A 22,866-nucleotide genomic window follows, 5' to 3' on the forward strand; every position below is an offset into this window, starting at 1 on the left:
GTGGCCTCTTTCGCTCGAGCCTGGTGCGGTTGTACTGGGGGAGAGGGTTGGTGGGTGTGGTGGTTGATAGTTGGATAGTGGACGCGAGCATCTTATGAGTGCCGCCGTGCAAGCCTTTCGTACTTCACCAGGTACGGGTGGTGGCGGTGCTTTCTAGTCTTTGTAGTTTATTGCCTTTGATTTGAGTTTTGCTTGATGAGGCGATGGATGCCGGTTTGTTGTCGGTGTTTGTTGTTTTTGTTGAGTGTTTGTTTGGCAAGCTATGAGGGGCACATGGTGGATGCCTTGGCATCAAGAGCCGATGAAGGACGTGCGAGCCTGCGTTAAGCCCTGGGGAGTTGGCAACGGAGCGTTGATCCGGGGGTGTCCGAATGGGGGAACCCAGCACGAGTCATGTCGTGTTACCGCATCCTGAATGTATAGGGATGTTGGAGGGAACGCCGGGAAGTGAAACATCTCAGTACCGGTAGGAAGAGAAAACAATAGTGATTCCGTGAGTAGTGGCGAGCGAAAGCGGATCAGGCTAAACCAGTTACGTGTGATACCCGGCAGGGGTTGCGTGGTTGGGGTTGTGGGAGCCTTCTCCTGGGTCTGCCGGCCTGGGGCACAGTAAGAAATCCGTGTTGAATGCGAAGTCGTTGGGAAGCGGCGCCGTAGAGGGTGAGAGTCCCGTAGTGGTAAGACACGGACTGTGGAGGTGCATCCCAAGTAACACGCTACTCCTGGAATGGCGTGTGAATCTGGCAGGACCACCTGTTAAGCCTAAATACTTCTTGATGACCGATAGCGGACAAGTACCGTGAGGGAAAGGTGAAAAGTACCCCTGGCGGGGAGTGAAATAGTACCTGAAACCGTGTGCCTACAATCCGTCAGAGCCTTTCGGGGTGATGGCGTGCCTTTTGAAGAATGAGCCTGCGAGTTAGTGGTGTGTGGCGAGGTTAACCCGTGTGGGGTAGTCGTAGCGAAAGCGAGTCCGAATAGGGCGTTTTAGTCGCATGCTCTAGACCCGAAGCGAAGTGATCTATCCATGGGCAGGTTGAAGCGCCGGTAAGACGGCGTGGAGGACCGAACCCACTTCAGTTGAAAATGGAGGGGATGACCTGTGGATAGGGGTGAAAGGCCAATCAAACTTCGTGATAGCTGGTTCTCCCCGAAATGCATTTAGGTGCAGCGTTGCGTGTTTCTTGCATCAGGTAGAGCACTGGATAGCCGATGGGCCCGACCAGGTTACTGACGTTAGCCAAACTCCGAATGGGTGTAAGTGAGAGCGCAGCAGTGAGACAGTGGGGGATAAGCTCCATTGTCGAGAGGGAAACAGCCCAGACCATCAGCTAAGGCCCCTAAGCGGCGGCTAAGTGGAAAAGGATGTGGAGTCGCAGTGACAACCAGGAGGTTGGCTTGGAAGCAGCCACCCTTGAAAGAGTGCGTAATAGCTCACTGGTCAAGTGATTCCGCGCCGACAATGTAGCGGGGCTCAAGCCGCCCGCCGAAGCTATGGCACTCCAGACTTGGTCTGGGGTGGGTAGGGGAGCGTCGTGTATGCGGTGAAGCGGCAGAGTGATCTGGCCGTGGAGTTTACACGAGTGAGAATGCAGGCATGAGTAGCGAATGATGAGTGAGAAACTCATCCGCCGGATGATCAAGGGTTCCAGGGTCAAGCTAATCTGCCCTGGGTAAGTCGGGACCTAAGGCGAGGCCGACAGGCGTAGTCGATGGACAACCAGTTGATATTCTGGTACCGGCGAAGAAGCGCCCATGCTGAGGCGCGTGATGCTAAGTGCCCGAAACACCGCGACCAACCCTTCGGGGGCGGCGTGTGTGCGTAGCGCATGACCCGAGCGTGTAGTAGGTAAGCGATGGGGTGACGCAGGAAGGTAGTCGATCCGGCGCGATGGTTGTCGCCGGCTAAGGATGTAGGACGTGACGTAGGCAAATCCGCGTTGCATTAAGTCTGAGATCTGATGGGGACCCTTTGGGGGAAGTCGATGATCCTATGCTGTCGAGAAAAACCTCTAGCGAGCTTCGAGCCGCCCGTACCCCAAACCGACTCAGGTGATCAGGTAGAGAATACCAAGGCGATCGAGTGAACCATGGTTAAGGAACTCGGCAAAATGCCCCCGTAACTTCGGGAGAAGGGGGGCCGGATCCGTGAACCACCTTGCGTGGGGAAGCGGTGATGGCCGCAGAGACCAGGCCCAAGCGACTGTTTACTAAAAACACAGGTCCGTGCGAAGTTGTAAGACGATGTATACGGACTGACTCCTGCCCGGTGCTGGAAGGTTAAGGGGACCGGTTAGACAGCAATGTCGAAGCTGAGAACTTAAGCCCCAGTAAACGGCGGTGGTAACTATAACCATCCTAAGGTAGCGAAATTCCTTGTCGGGTAAGTTCCGACCTGCACGAATGGAGTAACGACTTGGGCGCTGTCTCAACCGTGGACTCGGCGAAATTGCACTACGAGTAAAGATGCTCGTTACGCGCAGAAGGACGGAAAGACCCCGGGACCTTTACTATAGTTTGGTATTGGTGTTTGGTTCGGCTTGTGTAGGATAGGTGGGAGACTGTGAAGTCCATACGCCAGTATGGGTGGAGTCATCGTTGAAATACCACTCTGGTCGTACTAGATGTCTAACCTAGGACCGTGATCCGGTTCAGGGACAGTGCCTGATGGGTAGTTTAACTGGGGCGGTTGCCTCCTAAAATGTAACGGAGGCGCTCAAAGGTTCCCTCAGCCTGGTTGGTAATCAGGTGTTGAGTGTAAGTGCACAAGGGAGCTTGACTGTGAGACAGACATGTCGAGCAGGGACGAAAGTCGGAACTAGTGATCCGGTGTCGGCATGTGGAAGCGGCATCGCTCAACGGATAAAAGGTACCCCGGGGATAACAGGCTGATCTTCCCCAAGAGTCCATATCGACGGGATGGTTTGGCACCTCGATGTCGGCTCGTCGCATCCTGGGGCTGGAGTAGGTCCCAAGGGTTGGGCTGTTCGCCCATTAAAGCGGCACGCGAGCTGGGTTTAGAACGTCGTGAGACAGTTCGGTCCCTATCCTCTGCGCGCGTAGGAAACTTGAGAAAGGCTGTCCCTAGTACGAGAGGACCGGGATGGACGAACCTCTGGTGTGCCAGTTGTACCGCCAGGTGCATGGCTGGTTGGCTACGTTCGGAAGTGATAACCGCTGAACGCATCTAAGCGGGAAGCATGTTTCAAGATGAGGTTTCCCACCCATATTGGGTTAAGGCTCCCTATAGACGATGGGGTTGATAGGCCAGAAGTGTACAACCGTGAGGTAGAGCTGACTGGTACTAATAGGCCGAGGGCTTGCCTTACAAATGCTCAACAAAACCAACAAACGCAATCTAAACTGCGCAAAGAAGTGTTCGCGTCCACGAACCAACGATTCACCAACGTGACTTCCATCGAATGTATTCGGTGGGCAAGGGTTACGGCGGTCATAGCGTAGGGGAAACACCCGGTCCCATCCCGAACCCGGAAGTTAAGCCCTACAGCGCCGATGGTACTGCAACCGGGAGGTTGTGGGAGAGTAGGACGCCGCCGGACAATCATTGTGGTCGAGGCCCCCATCAGAACACTGTTCTGATGGGGGCCTCCCGCATTTACCGGCGCATATCCGATGCCTCATCGGGTACTGGCCCTCAATGTCACGCGATCCCTGGCTCGACAACGCCAAGATGCTGCTGGTCACCCTGGTGGTGGTCGGCCACAGCTGGGCGCTCCTGGCCTGGACGGGTCTGCACGACGACCTCTACAACTTCCTCTACCTGTGGCATATGCCGGCGTTCGTCATGCTCACCGGTTATCTGTCGCGCGGGTTCTCGTACTCGCCGCAGCGCATCTGGGGGCTGGTACGCGGGCTGCTCGTCCCGTATGTGATCGTCGAGGCGGCACTCGCCGGCTTCCGGCAGGTGATCGGTCAGGAGAACCCCTTCCACCATCTGTGGATCTCGCCGCACTGGCCGCTGTGGTATCTCCCCGCCACGTTCTGCTGGCGGCTCGCGACCCCGGCGCTGAAGCGTCTCGGTCTCGCGGCGCTGCCGGTCGCGCTCGCGATCAGCCTGGTCGGGGGATACCTGGACTGGGACTACCTGGCGATGCGCCGGATCCTCGGCTTCCTGCCGTTCTTCACCATCGGCCTGCTCGCCACTCCGGAGACGGTGGCACGCCTGCGGGCCGTTCCACGCGCCCTGCCCGTCGCTGTGCTGGTCGCGGCGGCCGCGGTGATGACGACGCTCGGCGGTTGGGCCCAGACGCGCTGGCTCTACTACTCGTGGACCTACGCGCACCTGCACAGCGCCCTGCCGACGATGCTCACCCGGGGCGTCCTGCTCCTTGCGGGGACGATCGCGGCCCTCGCCGTGCTCGCGTTGGTGCCGGCGCGGCAGGGCTGGTTCACCAGGATGGGTAGCGTCAGCCTGGTCGTCTACCTCTGCCACGGCTTCGTGGTGAAGGGGGTCGGCTACACCGGCATCCCCGGCTGGGTGGACGCTCAGGGCGGTATCGGGCTGGCCATCGCAGCGGTCGGGGCGGCGGCTGTGGCGCTCGTGCTCGCGTCGCCCCCGGTCTCGGGGGTGCTGCAGCGTGCGGTCGACCCGCTCACCTACGCGGAACGCCGCTTCGATGCTGCACGTGACCTGAACATCGGGGCGACCCAGGTCGTCCGTACGCACCGTGACGCCCGGTTGGGAGGCTATGAGAGAGTCCCAGCGTGAGCGCTGGGTTCTTCGGTCTTCTGGATGACATCGCCGTCCTCGCCAAGATGGCGGCGGCGAGCGTCGACGACATCGGCGCGGCCGCAGGTCGGGCGACCGCGAAGGCGGCCGGCGTGGTCATCGACGACACCGCCGTCACCCCGCAGTACGTCCACGGCGTCACCGCCGAGCGCGAGATCCCGATCGTCAAGAAGATCGCCTGGGGCTCGATCCGGAACAAGCTCCTCATCATCCTGCCGATCGCTCTGATCCTCAGCCAGTGGGCGGACTGGGCGCTCGCCCCGATCCTGCTGGTCGGCGGCTGCTACCTCGCGTACGAAGGCGTCGAGAAGGTCTGGGAGCGCCTCGGCGGGGGCCACGGGCACGGCGAGGTGGGCGCTGCGGCCCAGCCGTCGGAGAAGGAGCTCATCGCCGGCGCCATCCGTACGGACCTCATCCTCTCCACCGAGATCATGCTGATCGCGCTCGACTCGGTCTCCGACGAGTCCTTCTGGGCCCGGCTCTCGATCCTGATCGTGGTCGCGATCGCGCTCACCATCGGCGTCTACGGTGTGGTCGGTCTGATCGTCAAGATGGACGACGCCGGCCTCGCGCTCGCCGAGCGCAAGGGAGCGGCGACGCAGAAGATCGGACGTGGGCTCGTGCAGGCGATGCCCAAGCTCCTCGAGATCATCTCCGTGGTCGGCATCGCCGCCATGATCTGGGTCGGCGGCCACATCCTGGTCAACAGCCTGCACGAGATGGGCTGGCACTGGCCGCACGACGTCATCCACGATGCGCGACACGGCGTCCACGGAGGGGTCCAGGGCTGGCTGGTCGAGACGGTGCTCTCGGCGGTCGTCGGCCTCGTCGTCGGTGCGATCGTGCTGGCCGCGATGCGCCTGGTGCCGAAGCGCCACCATGCGCCCGAGGCGCCCGCGGGCTCCGAAGATTGAGTCGCCGCTGAGGCTGGCCTCTACCCTTGGGTGGTCCGCGTGGGAGATCCCGCAGGCGCGCAGATGCGCGACGCAGACGCCGTCCTCGTCCAAGGAGACATCATGGACTTCCAGGTCGCCGACCTGACTCTGGCCGACTTCGGCCGCAAGGAGCTCACCCTCGCCGAGCACGAGATGCCCGGCCTCATGGCCCTGCGCGAGCGCTACGCCGACAGCCAGCCCCTCAAGGGCGCCCGCATCGCCGGATCGTTGCACATGACGATCCAGACCGGCGTGCTGATCGAGACGCTGACCGCTCTCGGTGCCGACGTGCGCTGGGCCTCCTGCAACATCTTCTCCACCCAGGACCACGCCGCCGCCGCGATCGTCGTCGGCCGCCCCGAGTCCGGTGGCACCGCCGAGGCGCCCCAGGGCACCCCGGTCTTCGCCTGGAAGGGCGAGACCCTGGCGGAGTACTGGGATCTCGCCGAGAAGGTCTTCGACTTCACCGACGAGTCGGGCAACCCGGTCGGCCCCAACATCCTGCTCGACGACGGTGGCGACATCACCATGCTCGTCCACCTCGGCGTGGAGTACGAGAAGGCCGGCGCCGTCCCGGGCCAGGACACCACCGACAACGAGGAGTTCAAGGAGGTCCTCCGGGTCCTCGCGCGCTCCCTGGAGTCGAGCAACAGCCGCTGGACCAGCATCGCCAACGACATCACGGGCGTCTCGGAGGAGACCACCACCGGTGTTCACCGCCTCTACGAGCGGTTCAAGGACGGCTCGCTGCTCTTCCCGGCGATCAACGTCAACGACTCGGTCACCAAGTCGAAGTTCGACAACAAGTACGGCTGCCGCCACTCGCTCATCGACGGCATCAACCGCGCTACCGACGTGATGATCGGCGGCAAGGTCGCCGTCGTCTGCGGCTACGGCGACGTCGGCAAGGGCTGCGCGGAGTCGCTGCGCGGCCAGGGCGCCCGCGTCATCGTCACCGAGATCGACCCGATCTGCGCGCTGCAGGCGGCGATGGACGGCTACGAGGTCAAGCAGCTGGAGTCGGTCGTCGAGACCGCCGACATCTTCGTGACCACGACCGGCAACTTCAACATCATCCGTACCGAGCACTTCGAGCGGATGAAGCACCAGGCGATCGTCGGCAACATCGGTCACTTCGACAACGAGATCGACATGGCCGGCCTGGCCAAGATCCCGGGCATCGTCAAGGACGAGATCAAGCCGCAGGTCCACCAGTGGATCTTCGCCGACGGCAAGAAGATCATCGTGCTGTCCGAGGGGCGTCTGCTCAACCTCGGCAACGCGACCGGTCACCCGAGCTTCGTCATGTCGAACTCCTTCACCAACCAGGTGCTGGCGCAGATCGAGCTCTTCACCAAGACCGACTCCTACCCGGTCGGCGTCTACGTGCTGCCCAAGCACCTGGACGAGGAGGTCGCCCGTCTCCACCTCGCCGCCCTCGGCGTCGAGCTGACCCAGCTCAGCCAGGAGCAGGCCGACTACATCGGCGTCCCGGTCGAGGGTCCGTTCAAGCCGGAGCACTACCGGTACTGAGCATCACCACGAAGGGCCCCGACCGTGCGACGGTCGGGGCCCTTCGCGTCCGGTGCCGGCCACGCGCGGGAGCGCCGGGTGTGGCGATGGCGGCACCGCCGCGCCGGTGATGCAGAATCGGACCGTGCCGAACGAGAACAGCCGAGGACGGATCCTCGTCGTCGACGACGACGCCTCCCTCGCGGAGATGCTCTCGATCGTGCTGGGCCAGGAGGGCTTCGACTCCACGGTGGTCCATCGCGGCGACCAGGCCCTCGAGGTGTTCCGCCGCTACAAGCCGGACCTGGTGCTGCTCGACCTGATGCTCCCCGGCGTCGACGGCATCGAGGTGTGCCGTCAGATCCGACGCGAGTCCGGCGTGCCCATCGTGATGCTCACGGCCAAGGGCGACACCGGCGACGTGGTGGTCGGCCTGGAGTCCGGCGCCGACGACTACGTCGTCAAGCCGTTCAAGCCCAAGGAGCTGATCGCCCGGATCAAGGCCCGGGTGCGCCGCTTCGACGCGCAGGACACCGAGCCGCTGGTGATCCGCGACCTGACCATCGACGTCACCGGCCACACGGTGTCGCGTGACGGGGTCCCGATCAACCTCACCCCGCTCGAGTTCGACCTGCTGGTCTGCCTGGCGCGCAAGCCGCACCAGGTCTTCTCCCGCGACGTGCTCCTGGAGCAGGTCTGGGGCTACCGGCACGCCGCCGACACCCGGCTGGTCAACGTCCACGTCCAGCGGCTGCGCTCCAAGGTCGAGCACGACCCCGAGGCGCCCGAGATCGTGGTGACGGTCCGTGGCGTCGGCTACAAGGCCGGCAGCGTCTAGCACGATGCTCCGCTCGCGCGGGAGAGGCGCCCTGCGTCACGGCTGGACCTTCTGGCGCCGCTCCATCCAGGCCCGTGTCGTCGTCGCGACGGTGCTGCTCTCCGTCGTCGCGGTCGGTGCCGTCGGCTGGTTCCTCATGCAGCAGACCCGCTCCGGCCTGCTCGAGCACCGGGTCTCTCTGGTCACGGCGGAGGCCGCCAGCGAGGTACGGGACGCGCGCAGCCGGCTCAGTGCGGCCTCCGGCATCGACGTCGACGCCTCGGGGGAGCGGCGCGACCTGGTCGGCCCGATCATCCAGCGGGGCCTGACCCGCGGCTTCGACGTCGTCCTGGCCGGGCCGGTCGACAACGGTGGCGACGGCCGGATCGTCGACGGCGGCGCCGAGTTCACCCCCTCGCTCGACATCAGCAGCATCCCGGTGAGCCTGGAGCGCCACTTCGCCGACCTGGGCGCCAGCACCGCGTGGACGTACGCGGAGATCCGCAGCCAGTCCTTCGGAGAGGTCACCTCGCGGGTGCCCGGCGTCGTGGTCGGCTCGCAGGTGGTGCTGCCCGCCGACGGGCACACGTACACCCTCTACTTCCTCTTCCCGCTCCAGGACGAGCAGGACACCCTGCACCTGGTGCTGCGGGCGATGGCCGCGGCCGCCGTGCTGCTGGTCCTCCTCGTCGCCGGCGTCGCCTGGCTGGTCGCCCGTCAGGTCGTCACTCCGATCCGACTGGCCCGCCAGGTCGCCGAGCGGCTCGCCGCCGGCCAGCTCACCGAGCGGCTGCGGGTCACCGGCGAGGACGACCTCGCCCGCCTGGCGCTCTCGTTCAACCAGATGGCGACGGCGCTGCAGACCCAGATCCGCCAGCTCGAGGAGCTCTCCGGCGTGCAGCGTCGCTTCACCTCCGACGTCTCCCACGAGCTCCGCACCCCACTGACCACCGTCCGGATGGCCAGCGAGGTCCTGTACGACGCCCGGGACACCTTCGACCCGGCCACCGCGCGCGCCGCCGAGCTGCTGCAGAGCGAGCTCGACCGCTTCGAGCGGCTCCTCGTCGACCTGCTCGAGATCAGCCGCTTCGACGCCGGTGCGGCCAGGCTCGAGACCGACAGCGTCGACCTGGTCGACGTCGCCCGCCGGGTGGTGGACGACTCCTACCCGCTCGCCGCGCAGCGCGGCGTCAGGCTGCGCATCCGCGAGCCCGGCCATCCGTGCCTGGCCGAGGCGGACGTACGCCGCGTCGAGCGGATCGTCCGCAACCTGGTCGGCAACGCGATCGATCACGCCGGCACCTCCGATCACATCGACGTCTACGTCGACGGCGACGAGCACAGCGCCGCGGTCGCGGTGCGTGACCACGGCGTCGGCCTGGCGCCCGGTGAGTCGGCGATGGTCTTCAACCGGTTCTGGCGCGCCGACCCGGCCCGCGCACGGACGACTGGTGGCACCGGCCTCGGCCTCTCCATCTCTCTCGAGGACAGCCAGCTGCACGGCGGCTGGCTGCAGGCCTGGGGTCGCCCGGGTGAGGGCGCCCAGTTCCGGCTCACCCTGCCGCGCCGTACGGGTGCGCCCCTGCGGCGCAGCCCGATCCCGCTGGTCCCGCGCGACGCCGGCCCGGACGCGGTGCGCGAGGCCACCTCCGCGGCCGCCGAGGGGGAGCGATGAGACGACTGCTCGCCGCCGCACTCACCGCCGCCGCGCTGCTGCTCACCGGCTGCGGCCCGTCGATGCCGACCGCCGGTCCGGTGGTCGAGATCGGCAACATCACCGGACCGAGCGCCGACGCCGGCTTCGCCATCGCGCCACGCCCCCCGCAGGTGGGTGCCTCACCCGCCGAGATCGTCCAGGGCTTCCTGGACGCGATGCAGGCCACGCCGATCCAGACCACCACGGCGCGCCGGTTCCTCTCGGCCGATCTCGCCGAGTCGTGGGACCCCCAGCGCCAGACCATCACCTACGGCGACGAGAGCCCGCCGCACGGCTCCAGCGTCGTCACCGTCGACCTGCAGGACGCCAACAAGCTCGACGCCCAGGGCAGCTGGCAGGGCGCCGTCGGCGTCCCCGACTCCCAGCTCCACTTCGCGATGGTGCGGGAGAAGGGCGAGTGGCGGATCGCCTCGGCCCCCAACGCGCTGATCGTGCCGCAGACGTGGTTCGACGACCGCTTCACCCAGGTCTCGCTCTACTACTTCGACCCCAGCGCCCGGATCCTCGTGCCCGAGCCGGTCTTCGTGCCGATCGGCACGCAACTCCCGACCACCCTCGTGCGGGCGCTGGTCGCCGGACCCAGCGACCAGCTGACCGGGGTGGTGCGCACCTTCCTGCCGTCGGGCATCAGCTCGGGGCTCTCGGTGCCGGTGGACGACGCCGGCGTCGCCTCGGTCGACCTCGAGGGCGACCTCGGTCAGCTGAGCGAGCAGGCCCTGCGCCTGCTGACCGCGCAGCTGGTGTGGACCCTGCGCCAGGACGACGGCATCAACGCGATGCGCCTGGTCATCGACGGCCGCACGATCGAGGAGTCGGCGACCGGCACGATCCCGATCACGACCGGGTCGCAGTACGACCCGGCGGGCTACATCACCAGCGATCACCTCTTCGGTGTGGCCGAGGGCGCGGGCGTCGAGACGATCGTCGGGACCCAGGCCCACGTCGACCCGATCCCGAGCGAGCTCGGTAGGGCGACCCCGGCGATCCGCAGCCTCGCGGTCGACCTCGACGGGTCCCACGGCGCGGCGGTGAGCGTCGACGGACACGAGCTGCGCCAGGCGATCCTGCAACCGGGCGAGCCGAGCCACGTCCTGCTGACCGGCACCGACCTGCTGCAGCCGGCCTGGGACTTCGCGGGCAACCTGTGGGACATCGACCGTACGGCCCACGGTGCCGTCGTCCACGTCAGCAACGGCGAGCGGATGCGGACCCTCGTGGTCCCCGGCGTCACCGGGCAGGACGTGCGCCGCTTCCTGGTGTCGCGCGACGGCTCCCGGCTGGTGGCGCTGGTGCATCGCACGGAGGGCGACCAGCTCGTCGCCAGCCGGATCCTCAGCAGTGATCAGGGCCGTGTCCAGGGCGCGGTCGGCTCCCAGGTCATCTCCGACCTCGGGGACGGCGCGCGGATCCGGGACATCGGCTGGCACTCCCCGACCTCGATCGTGACCCTGCAGCAGCTCTCCGGCACGGCCCTGATCCGGACGGTGTCGGTCGACGGCGCCATCGCGGGGTTCCCCGCGGTGACCCTCACGGTCGGCGACCGCCTGCGCGGGCTCGCCGCCTCGCCGGTCGCCCAGCAGACGCTCTACGGCGTCACCCCGAGCATGCTCGTCGACCTCTCCGGCAACAACGGAGACACCGTGTTGTCGCGCCCGGTGGAGCGGCTCGGCTACGTCGGCTGACGGTTCTCCACAGGGTGCCCACCGTCGGTTGCCGCGTGCGTCCTGGGCTGCTCTGATCGAGACGTGAGCCTGCGCGACGCCTACGCCGACCTGGTGCTCGGTGCGTTCTGCCTCGGCTGCGGCACCGCCGGCCGGATGCTCTGCGTCCGGTGCGCGGCGACCCTTCCCGCCGAGGCGCGGGACGTGCGGCCACAGCCGTGCCCGCCCGGGCTGGCCCGCACGGTCGCCACGGCGCCGTACGACGGGCTGGTGAAGGAGATGGTGGTCGGACTCAAGGAGCACCAGCTGCTCACCCTCGTCGGCCCGCTCGGGGATCTGCTCGCGCTGTCGATCGCCCGTCTCCTCGCCACGAGCGCCGACCGGACGCCCGTCGTCCTGGTCCCGGTCCCGTCGCGACCCAGCAGCGTGCGTGCTCGCGGCTTCGACAGCACCCGCGCCCTGGCGGCCCGTGCCGCAGCCCGGCTGCGGCGTACGGGCGTCCACGCCGAGGTCTCCGTGGCACCGCTGCTGCGCACCCGGTCCGGGCTGCGAGACCAGGCCGGCCTCGACGCCGGCGGGCGGGCCGCCAACCTGGCCGGCGCCCTGACCTGCCCGACGCCCGCCCTGCGCCGACTCGCTGGGCAGCACCGGCGGGTGGTCGTGGTTCTCTGCGACGACGTCATCACCACGGGCGCCACCGCTCGAGAGGCGCAACGGGCGCTGGCCGCGGTCGGGCTGCCCGTCATCGGCCTCGCCGCGATCGCCGCGACGCAGCGGCATCACCGAAAACTCGGCTGAGGGCCGACGTCGGGCCGCGTTTGTCTTTCGTTCACCGGAGTTGGGCACTAACGTCTGTGTATGGAGTCCGTCCGGGTCCGTGGTTGCGTCGCTCAGGCGCCCGGCTTCCGGGCGCGCGAGCGGCAAGCCGAAGCCAGTCGCAGGCGAAACGGTCCACGTAACCCCAGCGATGGGGGAGCACGGTGCGGCTTAGTCGTAAGTCCTGCCCCGGCCTCGCCGTCAGATACGGCGAGACCTCGGGAGACGGTGGCGTGGCACCAAGCCGCCAAACCGCCGCAGGCGAGTGTGGGGTCGAAGACCAGGTCGGCCGGACGGACTCCTCTCCTTCGGGGCCTGCGGGGCCTCGATCCCAATCCGACCTGAGGTCGGGCTACAGGAGGTTCACATGGAAGTTGTCATCACGGCTCGCAACTGCGACGTCTCCGACCGTTACCGGGAGCACGTCGCCGAGAAGCTGACTCGGCTGGAGAAGCACGACCATCGCATCATCAGGGTGCACGTCGAGGTCGATTGCGAACCCAATCCGCGCCAGAACAAGGGCGCGGTGCACGTCGAGCTGACTGCTTTCTCCAAGGGCCCGGTGATCCGTGCCGAGGCCTGCGCAGAGGACAAGATGGGTGCGCTCGACCTGGCGCTCGACAAGATGGCGTCACAGATGCGCAAGGCGGCCGATCGCCGCCGCGTCCACCACGGCCGGCATGCCCCGGTCTCGGTGGGGCAGGCGCTCGCCGACGTCCCGATCGACGTCGAGGACACCGCGGACGACACCGAGCCGACCGAGCGGATGGTCGGTCCGATCTCCGTCCTCGGCGACGGACCGCTGGTGGTGCGCGAGAAGTCCCACGCGGCCGATCCGATGACCCTCGACCAGGCCCTCTACGAGATGGAGCTGGTCGGCCACGACTTCTTCCTGTTCGTCGACAAGGAGACCGAACGACCCTCGGTCGTCTACCGCCGCCGCGGCTACGACTACGGCGTCATCACGCTGGACGTGGGCAGGTAGCCCGAACAGGTAGGCCCGGACGGAGCGGGGTGGCCCAGGCGGGCCACCCCGTTCTGCTGTCCGTACGGCACGTGTGGAGGGGTCCATCCCACCAAGACGTGTCATGATGCGGGGGTGCCTCCCACCAACCCCTCCAGCGGCGAGCCCGTCCGCGTCCTGGTCGTCGACGACCAGGAGCTCTTCCGCCGTGGTCTGACGATGCTGCTCGGCGTGGAGCCCGGCATCCAGGTCGTCGGCGAGGCCGGCGACGGCGACGAGGGCGCCACCCTGGCCGCAGCGGTCGCCCCGGACGTGGTCCTGCTCGACATCCGGATGCCGAAGCGCACCGGCCTGGAGGCCTGCACCGCGATCAAGGAGGCCGTCCCCTCGGCCAAGATCATCATGCTCACCGTCTCCGACGAGGAGGCCGACCTCTACGAGGCGGTCAAGTCCGGAGCCTCGGGCTACCTCCTGAAGGACTCCTCAATCGAGGAGGTCGCCCAGGCCGTCCGCGTGGTCGCCGACGGCCAGTCGCTGATCAGCCCGTCGATGGCGGTCAAGCTGATCGACGAGTTCAAGCAGATGTCACGTCCCGAGCGCGAGGCGCCCGGTGGCCTGCGCCTGACCGAGCGCGAGCTCGAGGTGCTGCGCCTGGTCGCCCGGGGGCTCAACAACCGCGAGGTCGCCAAGCAGCTCTTCATCTCCGAGAACACGGTGAAGAACCACGTCCGCAACATCCTGGAGAAGCTGCAGCTGCACTCGCGGATGGAGGCGGTCATGTACGCCGTCCGCGAGAAGCTGCTCGACATCCCCTGAGGTCCACCGAACACGAGGAAGGGCCCCCGCCGTGGCGGGGCCCTTCTCGTTTCGCGAGGTGTTACCTGCGGCGCTTGAGGTGAACCACCTGCTTCGTGGTCACCCGGGTGCCGTCGGCGGCGGTGAAGGTGATGGTCACGCGGACCGTCACCCAGCGGTGCTTGGCCAGCTTCGCCTTGAGCTTGCCCTTCACCTTGATCGGGACGGTCGTGGTGCCTGTCGCGGAGACGGTCTGGGCGACCACGTGGGCGCCGCGGACCGTCACCGTGCCCGGACCGTTGACCGCCACGGTGATGCTTGCCGTGCCCCTCTTGGTGTGGTGGGTGACACCGCCGACGTGCACGGTCGGGGCGGTCGGGGTGGTGGTGCCGGTCGTCGGGGTTCCCGTCGGGCTGCCGGTGGGCGTGCCCGTCGGGGTGGCGCTCGGGGTGGCGCTCGGGGTGGCGCTCGGGCTGCCGGTCGGGGTGGCGCTCGGGCTCCCGGTCGGGGGCTCCGTGTGCCCGGCCTGCACCGAGACGTCGAACGGCCGGGTAGTGAGGCTGTTCGGCGTCGGTGTCGCGTGGTCCGTCACCGTGACCGTGACGGCGTACGTGCCGGTCTCGGCGTCGGGGACGCCGCTGATCTGACCGGTCGCGGGGTCGATCTGCAGGCCGTGCGGCAGGCCGGCGGCCGAGAACGTGACGCCCCCCGATCCGCCGGTGGCTGTGGTTGGCGTGAACGCGACGATCGGGGTGCCGTCGAGCACGGCCGTGGGTCCGGCGGGCGCCGGGGTGCCCAGTGCGAGGTTGAACGACGAGTTGGTCGGGGTGGCCTGCGAGGTGAGGGCGAAGTCGGCGGCGTTGTCGTCGGTGTCCTGGATCCAGCCATCGACGAACTTGCGCGAGATCGTCTGGGTCGCAAGGGAGTCCGGCGTCACGGGCGAGCCCTCGTACTTCCCCGCGTTGGCGCTCAGGCCCAGCACGTCGATGAGCTGCGGTGAGCCGGGCGCGAGTGCCTTCAGACCGTCCACCGTGACGTCCTGGCCGAGCAGTGAGACGCTCGCCAGATTGCCGACCGGGGCGTTCCCGTTCTGCCCGAAGTACGCGGACTGGTCCTCCCGGGGGAGGTCGCCGGTGGCCGTCGGATCGACGCTCTGCCCGCTGGCGGTGAGCACCAGCCAGTAGCCGTGCGCCGGGACCGTGCCGCTCAGGGGCAGGTTGAGATTGCCATCCAGCCCGTTGGTGTCGGCCACCCCGTACGCGGCGCCGTTGTTCCGGCGGACGGCGAGCCAGTAGGCGCCGTCCAGCGTGATGGGGATGTCTGTCGGGTTGTACAGCTCGACGAACTCCCTCTTCGCGATCGCGCCGGCGTCACCGCCGAGCGGGGCGAACTCGCTGATGACCAGGTGGTCGACGGGTGCCAGCCACTGGGCGTACAGCGTCACATCCGAGCCGAAGCCGTACGCGGATCCGGGGGCGTAGACACGCCCGCTCCCGTCCGCGGCCGTGTTCCAGCCCCCGAAGCGGTAGCCCTCGCGGGTGAAGGTGTTCTCCGGGAGCAGCGCCGAGGTGGCCGACGTCTGCGAGGCGAGGGCTCCGGTACCGCCGTTGGGGTCGAAGGTCACGGTGTGCTGGATCGGGTCGGCCAGCGCGACCGTGAAGGCGTCGGTCGTGCGGGTGTTCGGCACGGCCGCCTCGTCGGTCACGGTCACGGTCACCGGGTAAGCGCCCGATGTGTCGTTCGGCGTGCCGGTGACCTGGCCGGTGAGGTGGTTGATGTGCAGCCCGACCGGCAGGCCGGTGGCGGAGAACTCCAGGCTCCCGGCCCCGCCGCTCGCGGTGGTCGGCGTGAACGGCGTGATCTCCGTGCCGCTGTGGAAGGTGTCCGTGTCGGCCGGGTGCGGCGTGCCCAAGGCGAGGTTGTACGACGCGTTGGTCGGCGTAGCAGGTGCCGTCAGCGCGAAGTCGGCAGCGTTGTTGTCCGTGTCGACGACCACCGATCCGACGAACCGGCGCGACACGGTGTGCGCGGCGTCGCCTCCGACGACCGGTGAGCCCTCGGCGGACTGCGACGTCCCCATCCCGACGAGGTCGACCACGTCGGACTGGAAGGTCGCGAGGGCAGCGCCGCTGATGGCGTCGTCGTGGCTGAGCAGGACGGCGCTGGCGTTCTGACCGAAGGCCGCGTTGCCGTTCTGCCCGAAGTAGCCGGCCTGGTCGACCGTGGGCACGTCCCCGGTCGCGGTCGGGTCCACAATCTGGCCGGACGCGGTGGCGACCAGCCAGTACCCGTGCGCGGGCACGGTGCCCGACAGGGCAAGGTTCTTGTTGGCGTTCAAGCCATTGGCGCCGGCGATGCCCAGACCGTTGCCGTTGGCCAGGCGGAGCGTGAGCCAGTAGCTCCCGTCCAGGGTGATCGGAGCAGTGGTGGGGTTGTAGAGCTCGACGAACTCCCTCTTCGAGATCGCGCCGGCGTCACCGCCGAGCGGGGCGACCTCGCTGATCACGAGGTGGCCGACCGTGGGCGACCACTGGGCGTACAGGGTCTGGTCGGCACCGAAGCTGAACGGAGCCTTCTCCGCATACCAGGTGCCGGAGCCGTCGCTCGCGGTGTTCCAGCCGGCGAAGTCGTACCCGGGCCGCGTGAAGGTGTTCGCCGGCAGGGCCGTCGCCGACGATGCCGTCAGTGGGTCCAGCGAGCCCACCCCGCCGTTCGGGTCGAAGGTGACCGTGTGGTCGGCCGCGAGGCTGTAGTCCGCCGAGGCCAGGTGCTCGCACAGCGCGGGCTCGCAGCCGTCCCATGCGGTGAGGCGCTGGAGCAGGTCGGCCACCCAGGGTTCGCCGTGGCCCTCGGCGAACACGTTGGTCTTCTCGAAGTCCGCGCCCTGGTAGTCGTACAGCTCGTAGGCGTAGTCCGTGCCGGTGTAGGTCGGGTCCAGGTCGAAGCGGGCCAACAGCCCGCGTGAGCTCCGGACGGCGACCCAGGACGGAATGATGCCCATGTCGCCCTCGCCGGCGGCCTCGCCGTCCGGATCGTCGGCGGTCGGCTGCACGCCACCGAGGTGCTCGTAGAACGAGTAGTCCTGCCCGTCCGCGGTGGCATCGAAGAGGCTGTCGGTGAAGGAGCTGCCCGACCACCACGGCGATCGGGTCGCGATGCCGGCGAGGCTCTCGAAGGTCGGCGCGAGGTCGGTGTTGTCGACGAACTGCTCGCGCGAGCCCGGTGCGATGCCCGGACCCACCACGACCAGCGGGACGTTGGCATCGGAATCGTACGGGGAGCCCTTGCCGGTGTTCAGCTGGTGCTGGCCCAGGTGGAACCCGTTGTCGGATGTCAGCACGAAGTACGTGTCCGGTGGGGCCATCGCCCGCAGACGCGTGATCATCCGGTCGATCGACTGCGCCATCCGGGCACGGTCACGGTACTTGCGCAGCGCCGCCTGGTCGGTGAGCGTGATCGCATTCGTCCGCCAGGCCGGTGCGGGCGAGACGGTGCCGTCGGCGTTCAGGTAGGTCGGAGCGTTGTCCGCCCGCGGATCCTCGTAGCCCTTGAGGTCGGCCAGGGTGAGGTCGGTGCACTGCTCGAGGCCACAGTTGCCGCCGTCGAGCTGGCCCGGTGGCGCCTGGTCGGCGAAGGCGGGAGGGAACGTGGAGTACGTGTTCGGGTAGGCGACCTTGATCTGGCCGTGCGTGCCGTACGTGGCGACCTCGAGGAAGAACGGCTTGTCGCTGTCCTCATGCTTGGTGATGAAGCTCGCGGCGAGATCGGAGGCGACGTTCGTCGAGTACTGGGCGTCACGCTGCGCGGGCGTGGTGGTGGCCAGAGCCGGCTTGGGATGGGACTGGATCGTCACGTTGCCGTCGGCGTCGAGGGAGGCCGAGTCGAAGCCCCAGCCGTTGTAGCCGGTGCCGAAGATGGCGTTCCAGTCGTCCCAGCCGTCGATCTTGTCGGCGGTGCCGTTGGCGTCCTGATAGCCGTTCAGGAACTTGCCGACGAAGCCCGTCGTGTAGCCCGCGCCCTGCAGGGCGATGCTGAACTGCTTCGACTCGTTGCCGTGCGCGATGAAGGCGTCGTAGCCGCCGGTCGGATTGTTGGGATCGCCGTCGGAGTTCGTGCGGACCCCTGTCAGGTGGGGCGCCTGACCTGTCAGCGTGGCGGAGCGGGAGGGGCAGCAGAGCGAGTCCACGACGTACGAGTGGTCGTAGTACGCGCCCTCGGCCTTCATCCGCTGGGCCTCGGGCATCGTGGCCAGGAGCTCGAGAGAGAAGTCATCCATCAGGATGAACACGATGTTCGGCTTCGCGGGGGAGTCGTCGGCGGCTGCGGCGATGGTGGGGCGGCCGGCGATCAGCAGCGCCGCGAGGGCGAGGATCGTGAGGAGCGTCAGCCGAGGTCGACTGCCGTTCGTGCGTGACATCCGGGGGTCCTTAAGAGAGGCATCCGATCTGAATAAAAAGTGATCGTATGGCCTAAGTTAAGAAAATTACTTGAATTTGTAGTTTGTGAGACGAGGAAGGGCCCCCGCTGTGGCGGGGGCCCTTCTCGTTTTCGCGAGGTGTTATCTGCGGCGCTTGAGGTGAACCACCTGCTTCGTGGTCACCCGGGTGCCGTCGGCGGCGGTGAAGGTGATGGTCACGCGGACCGTCACCCAGCGGTGCTTGGCCAGCTTCGCCTTGAGCTTGCCCTTCACCTTGATCGGGACGGTCGTGGTGCCCGTCGCGGAGACGGTCTGGGCGACCACGTGGGCGCCGCGGACCGTCACCGTGCCCGGACCGTTGACCGCCACGGTGATGCTTGCCGTGCCCCTCTTGGTGTGGTGGGTGACACCGCCGACGTGCACGGTCGGGGTGGTGGTGGTGGTGCCGGTGCTCGGGGTTCCCGTCGGGCTGCCGGTGGGCGTGCCCGTCGGCGTTTCGGTGGGCGTGCCCGTCGGGGTTCCGCTCGGGGTTCCGCTCGGGTCGCTCGGGGCCGGCTCGCCGACCCGCACCCTGACCGGGAGCGACGTGGTGGTCTGACCCGAGGAGTCCGTCACCACGGTCGCGAGCCGAACGGTTCGACCGTCGTAGGACGCGTCGGGCGTCCAGTCGAACTCGTACGGCGCCACCGTCTCGGTCGCGACCGTCCGCCCGTTGACGAGCAGGGCCGCCGAGGAGACCGCGAAGTCGTCGGACGCGAGGGCCAGCGGCGCGAGCCCCTCGTCGACCGCGACCTGCGAGCCGTCGGTGACATCGGCGAGGACCGCCGTCGGCGCCCGGTCACCGATCGGGCCGTACGTCGTCGGGACCGCGGCGAGCGGCTGCGACGAGCGGCTGACCAGCGTGACCGAGGCGTTGCCGTCCGTACCGGGGCCGGAGATCGCCTCGGTGCCCGCCGTCGGATCGGCCGGGCCGCCCGAGACCGGGGCCGCGGTGCCGACGTAGGAGCCGGTGAGGACGAACGGCGCCCCCGTCCGTACGGCGCTCCGGTCGGCAGCGGCGTTGTAGACCGCGAACCCGTTGCCGGTGATCGAGTCGCCCGAGCCGGTCAGCGCGCCGGTGACGTCGGTGCCGGCGTCGGTCAGCAGCAGGCCGACCGACGTCGACGGATCGGACTGGTCGTCGTTCCCGCTGATCCGGGAGCCGTTGACGTAGCCGGTGACGCCGGAGGTGTACTGCACCCCGGTCTGCGGGAACAGCGTGCTCGAGCTGCCCTCGACCACGGTGTCGCTGACGTAGCCGTGGTTGCGGATGCCGGTCCGGACGAGGTTGTCCGGGCTGCCGTCCGTGCCGCGTGCGCCGTCGAAGAGGATGCCGCCGGACTGGTAGCCCTTGACGACGCTGTTGGCGACGGTGAGCTCGCTCTCCACCGTGCCCGGACCGGCGCCCTGCACCCAGCCGGTCTTGACGATGCCCCAGCCGTGCGGGTGCGCGGCCAGCTCGCCGGCGGTGGTGGCGGACCTCATCGGGCCGACGACCGAGTTCGCGACCCGTCCGGCGGCGCCGAAGTAGGCGATGCCGGCCTCGGCCCAGGTGTCACCCGAGGTGACGGTCACCCCCGAGATGTCGACGAACAGCTCGTTGGTGTCGGTGGAGCCGAGCGACTGGCGCGAGACGGTGATGACGTTGCCGCCGCCGTCGCGCAGGTAGGGCGTCTGGCCGGCCAGCGAGCTGACCGACTGGTCGGGCTCGATGGTGACCTTGTCCGCGCCGGCGCCCTTGATCTTCAGCGGCTTGTTGATGGTCAGGCCGTTGGTCGAGCCGGAGGCCGACGGGCTCGCGCTGCTGGAGCTGGGCGTCGAGGACTCCTGGTAGGTGCCCGCGCAGACCACGATCGTGTCCCAGGGCTGGGCGTAGTTCACCGCGTCCTGGATGTGGGTGAACTGCGCGTTGGGGCACTGCGCCTTGTCGTCGTCGACGGTCCAGACGCTGCCACCCTTCGGGTTGCCGACCACGTCGAGCAGCTTCTCGTGACCCGGAGCAGCGTCGTACGCGTTGAGGTACGTCGCCGGGTCGGTCGAGGCATCGGGGCCGTACCCGGCGCCGTCCGCCTTGTTCGCGCCGTCGGAGAGGATCTGTGAGCCCGCAGCGGTCTCCTGGAAGCGCACGTCAGCCAGCTGGATGGAGCCGGACGACGGGGTGCCGTCGACGCCGAACTGCAGCTGGAGGCCCGCCACCTTGCTGAGGTCGACGCCCTGGGCGGCGAACTCGGTCAGCGGGACCCGGATCTGGTCCAGCACGATGTGCGTGTTCGGCGTGTTGGTGCCCGTGGACATGTGCAGGGCGTTGCCCCAGCGCGGGTCGCTGGCGTCCACCGAGGCGGTGTGACCGGCGGTGTCGGACAGGACGATGGTGAAATCCTGCGTGGTCGCGTCGGGGTCGTACGAGGTGGGCTTCTCGTTCGGCCAGCACGGCAGTGCCGTGGAGCAGCCGGAGGCGGTGGTGTTCTTGGTGTTGTCACCACGGTTGTCTGCGCCCGGGTTGCTCTGGTCGAAGAAGTTGACCGAGGCGTCCATGGCGAGGGCCTTGTAGCCGCTCATGTCCTGCGAGGTGGACGGGATCCGGGCGTCCAGCTTCGCGGGCGTGCCCGTCTGCCAGGCCAGCGACAGCTGGCGGCCGTAGGACTCGTTGACCGGGGAGTTCTCCCGCATGCCGTTGCTCTGGCCGCCCAGGGCGGTCGCGGCGGGCAGGGGACACGGCTTGGCCGCGGTGGGCAGACCGGAGATGCCGAGCGTCGACGGGGTGAACTGCGTCGGCTCGGGGTTGCACCAGTCGTAGGTGCTGAAGCCCTGGCCGCTGAGCGTGCCGCCCAGCGCGTTCTCGGTGAGCGGGTTCTGCACGTCCGGACGGATCACGTCGACGCGTTCACCGGGTGCGCCGAAGTAGGTGGTGTTGACGCGCTCGTCGCACGGGATCGCGGTGCCGCTCGCGCTGGTCGGGCAGGCGCTGGACGGCACCTGCAGGCCGGTGGAGCTGTCGGACAGCTGACCGGTCATGTAGGGCTGGAACGCGCCCTCGCCGCCGACGTAGCGGCGGAAGAACGCGGCCATCGTGGCCAGACCGAGCCGCTCCTGGTCGCCCATCAGGCTCGGGTCACCGGAGATCTTGGTGTCCTTGGTGGGGTCGAGCAGGTTGTTGTCGTCGATCAGGTAGTTCTTGGTGGGGTCGGTGAGCGACGGGTCCGGGGTCGCGGTGCCGATCGCGTTCCTCATGTCCGAGGTGGAGTACGCGGAGCCGCTCAGCCGCAGGTTGTGCGGGTGGACGTTGTTCGCCGCGAACGGGTAGGAGTTGCCGCAGGCCGCGTCGTTGTTCGTCTCGCCGTCGGCCGAGCCGTCGGCGTACCAGACCGAGTTGTACCAGTTGTGGATCGCGCCGAGCTGCTCCACCTGGATCCGCGGGAACGGGTCGTTCGGGTTGATGTACTGGCTGCGCTCGAAGAGCCGCGCGCCCTGCAGGTTGGAGACGTCGCCGTCACACATCGGCAGGATCGTCATGAACGGCATGCCGTACGGCGCCTTGCGCTCGTAGTCCACCGGGGCCAGCGAGATGACGCCTCGGATGGGGTAGCGCGGGCCGTCGGTGCGGATGCGGTTGTAGTCGAGGAAATTGGCCACCGCATCGCCGCCGCGGGAGTGACCCATCATGCCGATCCGGGACATGTCGAGGTGACCGGAGAGCAGGGTGCCGACGGTGGTGTGCGCGTCGTCCGGCAGGCCGGCGGGCTTGTTCGCCTTGCTGAGGGCGTCCAGCGCGGCGGCGATCAGCATCCGCCGGGCGTGCATGCCCTTGCCCATGCTGCCGTCCTGTCGCAGCATCAGCTGGTCCTGCGACAGTGAGAACACGGTGTAGCCCCAGGTGGCCAGGTTCTGCGCGAGGTAGGCGTAGCCCGACTCGTTGTGCTTGTAGACGGTGCAGGTCGGCGTGGTCGTGCCGTTCGGCGCCGCCACGTCGCAGGAGCCGTGATTGCCGTGCACCAGGAAGATCAGCGGCGACGGCGTGGTCCGCTTGCTGTAGTCCGGCGTGTAGAGCTGGCCGCGGATCTCGAGCTGCTCCGGTGCGGCTGCCGCCTGGGTAGACTTCGGCGGAATGTATGTGGTGGCCTCGCCGCTGGAGTTCGGCTCCTCGATGTCGGCGAGACCCAGCTTGACCTCCTGGAACGCCTCGTGGCCGTACGGGCCGACGGCCGTGGGATCCGGCAGGGTGTCGGAGGTGACCGTGGGGGAGACGGCCTGGCTGGTCGGCGACGGGCTGGGGCTCACGGCGTGGGCCTCCGCCGGCAGCAGCGGAGCCACCAGCAGTGCCGCCAGCGGAGCCAGCGCGAGTCTGCGCCAGCGATGCGGTGTGGGGTTCACCTGTTCTCCTGTTCTGTTGGGCCTGGCCGCGGGGGTTCGGCCATGCCCGCTGGACGCTAGGAGTCAGGTGTT

11 protein-coding genes and 2 rRNA genes are annotated in these 22,866 nt (G+C 67.8%); 11 read left to right on the top strand and 2 right to left on the bottom strand.

Going from position 1 to position 22,866, the window contains the following annotated elements; translation table 11 throughout:
• Positions 1–253: 253 nt before the first annotated feature.
• From ACZ5L9_RS12275 to ACZ5L9_RS12325, 11 genes are all read left to right on the top strand, one after another.
• Positions 254–3,328, top strand: a 23S ribosomal RNA gene (locus ACZ5L9_RS12275).
• A 115-nt stretch (positions 3,329–3,443) separates the two neighbouring features.
• Positions 3,444–3,560, top strand: a 5S ribosomal RNA gene (rrf, locus tag ACZ5L9_RS12280).
• Positions 3,561–3,658: 98 nt separating this feature from the next.
• Positions 3,659–4,729, top strand: coding sequence for an acyltransferase family protein (locus ACZ5L9_RS12285; RefSeq protein WP_464528051.1), 1,071 nt, complete (start codon positions 3,659–3,661; stop codon positions 4,727–4,729).
• Complete coding sequence (locus ACZ5L9_RS12290) at positions 4,726–5,664, top strand: DUF808 domain-containing protein (protein ID WP_464528053.1); 939 nt, start codon at positions 4,726–4,728, stop codon at positions 5,662–5,664. Before ACZ5L9_RS12285 ends, ACZ5L9_RS12290 begins: the two co-directional genes overlap by 4 nt.
• A gap of 102 nt (positions 5,665–5,766) precedes the next feature.
• Positions 5,767–7,218: an adenosylhomocysteinase gene (gene ahcY, locus ACZ5L9_RS12295; RefSeq protein ID WP_464536857.1), complete on the top strand. Its 1,452-nt coding sequence runs from the start codon at positions 5,767–5,769 to the stop codon at positions 7,216–7,218.
• A gap of 109 nt (positions 7,219–7,327) precedes the next feature.
• Entirely contained in the window at positions 7,328–8,035 is a 708-nt protein-coding gene (mtrA, locus tag ACZ5L9_RS12300; protein WP_464528056.1) for an MtrAB system response regulator MtrA, read from the top strand.
• A 4-nt stretch (positions 8,036–8,039) separates the two neighbouring features.
• Entirely contained in the window at positions 8,040–9,689 is a 1,650-nt protein-coding gene (gene mtrB, locus ACZ5L9_RS12305) for an MtrAB system histidine kinase MtrB (RefSeq protein WP_464528057.1), read from the top strand.
• Positions 9,686–11,413: an LpqB family beta-propeller domain-containing protein gene (locus ACZ5L9_RS12310; RefSeq protein WP_464528059.1), complete on the top strand. Its 1,728-nt coding sequence runs from the start codon at positions 9,686–9,688 to the stop codon at positions 11,411–11,413. Before mtrB ends, ACZ5L9_RS12310 begins: the two co-directional genes overlap by 4 nt.
• A 63-nt stretch (positions 11,414–11,476) precedes the next feature.
• Complete coding sequence (locus ACZ5L9_RS12315; RefSeq protein WP_464528062.1) at positions 11,477–12,190, top strand: ComF family protein; 714 nt, start codon at positions 11,477–11,479, stop codon at positions 12,188–12,190.
• A gap of 385 nt (positions 12,191–12,575) precedes the next feature.
• Positions 12,576–13,193 carry a ribosome hibernation-promoting factor, HPF/YfiA family gene (gene hpf / locus ACZ5L9_RS12320; protein WP_464528064.1) on the top strand — a complete coding sequence of 206 codons (618 nt, stop codon included), beginning with the start codon at positions 12,576–12,578 and terminating at the stop codon, positions 13,191–13,193.
• Between the two features lie 114 nt (positions 13,194–13,307).
• A complete protein-coding gene (locus ACZ5L9_RS12325) occupies positions 13,308–13,988 on the top strand; it encodes a response regulator (RefSeq protein WP_464528066.1) in 681 nt (226 codons plus the stop codon).
• Between the two features lie 61 nt (positions 13,989–14,049).
• Here the strand turns inward: ACZ5L9_RS12325 and ACZ5L9_RS12330 are convergent, their stop codons facing one another.
• Positions 14,050–18,384 (bottom strand): sulfatase-like hydrolase/transferase, encoded by a 4,335-nt coding sequence (locus tag ACZ5L9_RS12330; protein ID WP_464528068.1) that lies wholly within the window; start codon positions 18,382–18,384, stop codon positions 14,050–14,052.
• A 141-nt stretch (positions 18,385–18,525) separates the two neighbouring features.
• Complete coding sequence (locus ACZ5L9_RS12335) at positions 18,526–22,794, bottom strand: hypothetical protein (protein WP_464528070.1); 4,269 nt, start codon at positions 22,792–22,794, stop codon at positions 18,526–18,528.
• Positions 22,795–22,866 lie beyond the last annotated feature (72 nt).

This window comes from Nocardioides sp. JCM 18998, assembly GCF_055391535.1.

Coding starts and splice junctions, on each gene's coding strand:
- ACZ5L9_RS12285 (WP_464528051.1), top strand. CDS start 3,659: ATGTCACGCGATCCCTGGCTCGACAACGCCAAGATGCTGCTGGTCACC.
- mtrB (WP_464528057.1), top strand. CDS start 8,040: ATGCTCCGCTCGCGCGGGAGAGGCGCCCTGCGTCACGGCTGGACCTTC.
- ACZ5L9_RS12310 (WP_464528059.1), top strand. CDS start 9,686: ATGAGACGACTGCTCGCCGCCGCACTCACCGCCGCCGCGCTGCTGCTC.
- hpf (WP_464528064.1), top strand. CDS start 12,576: ATGGAAGTTGTCATCACGGCTCGCAACTGCGACGTCTCCGACCGTTAC.
- mtrA (WP_464528056.1), top strand. CDS start 7,328: ATGCAGAATCGGACCGTGCCGAACGAGAACAGCCGAGGACGGATCCTC.
- ahcY (WP_464536857.1), top strand. CDS start 5,767: ATGGACTTCCAGGTCGCCGACCTGACTCTGGCCGACTTCGGCCGCAAG.
- ACZ5L9_RS12330 (WP_464528068.1), bottom strand. CDS start 18,384: ATGTCACGCACGAACGGCAGTCGACCTCGGCTGACGCTCCTCACGATC.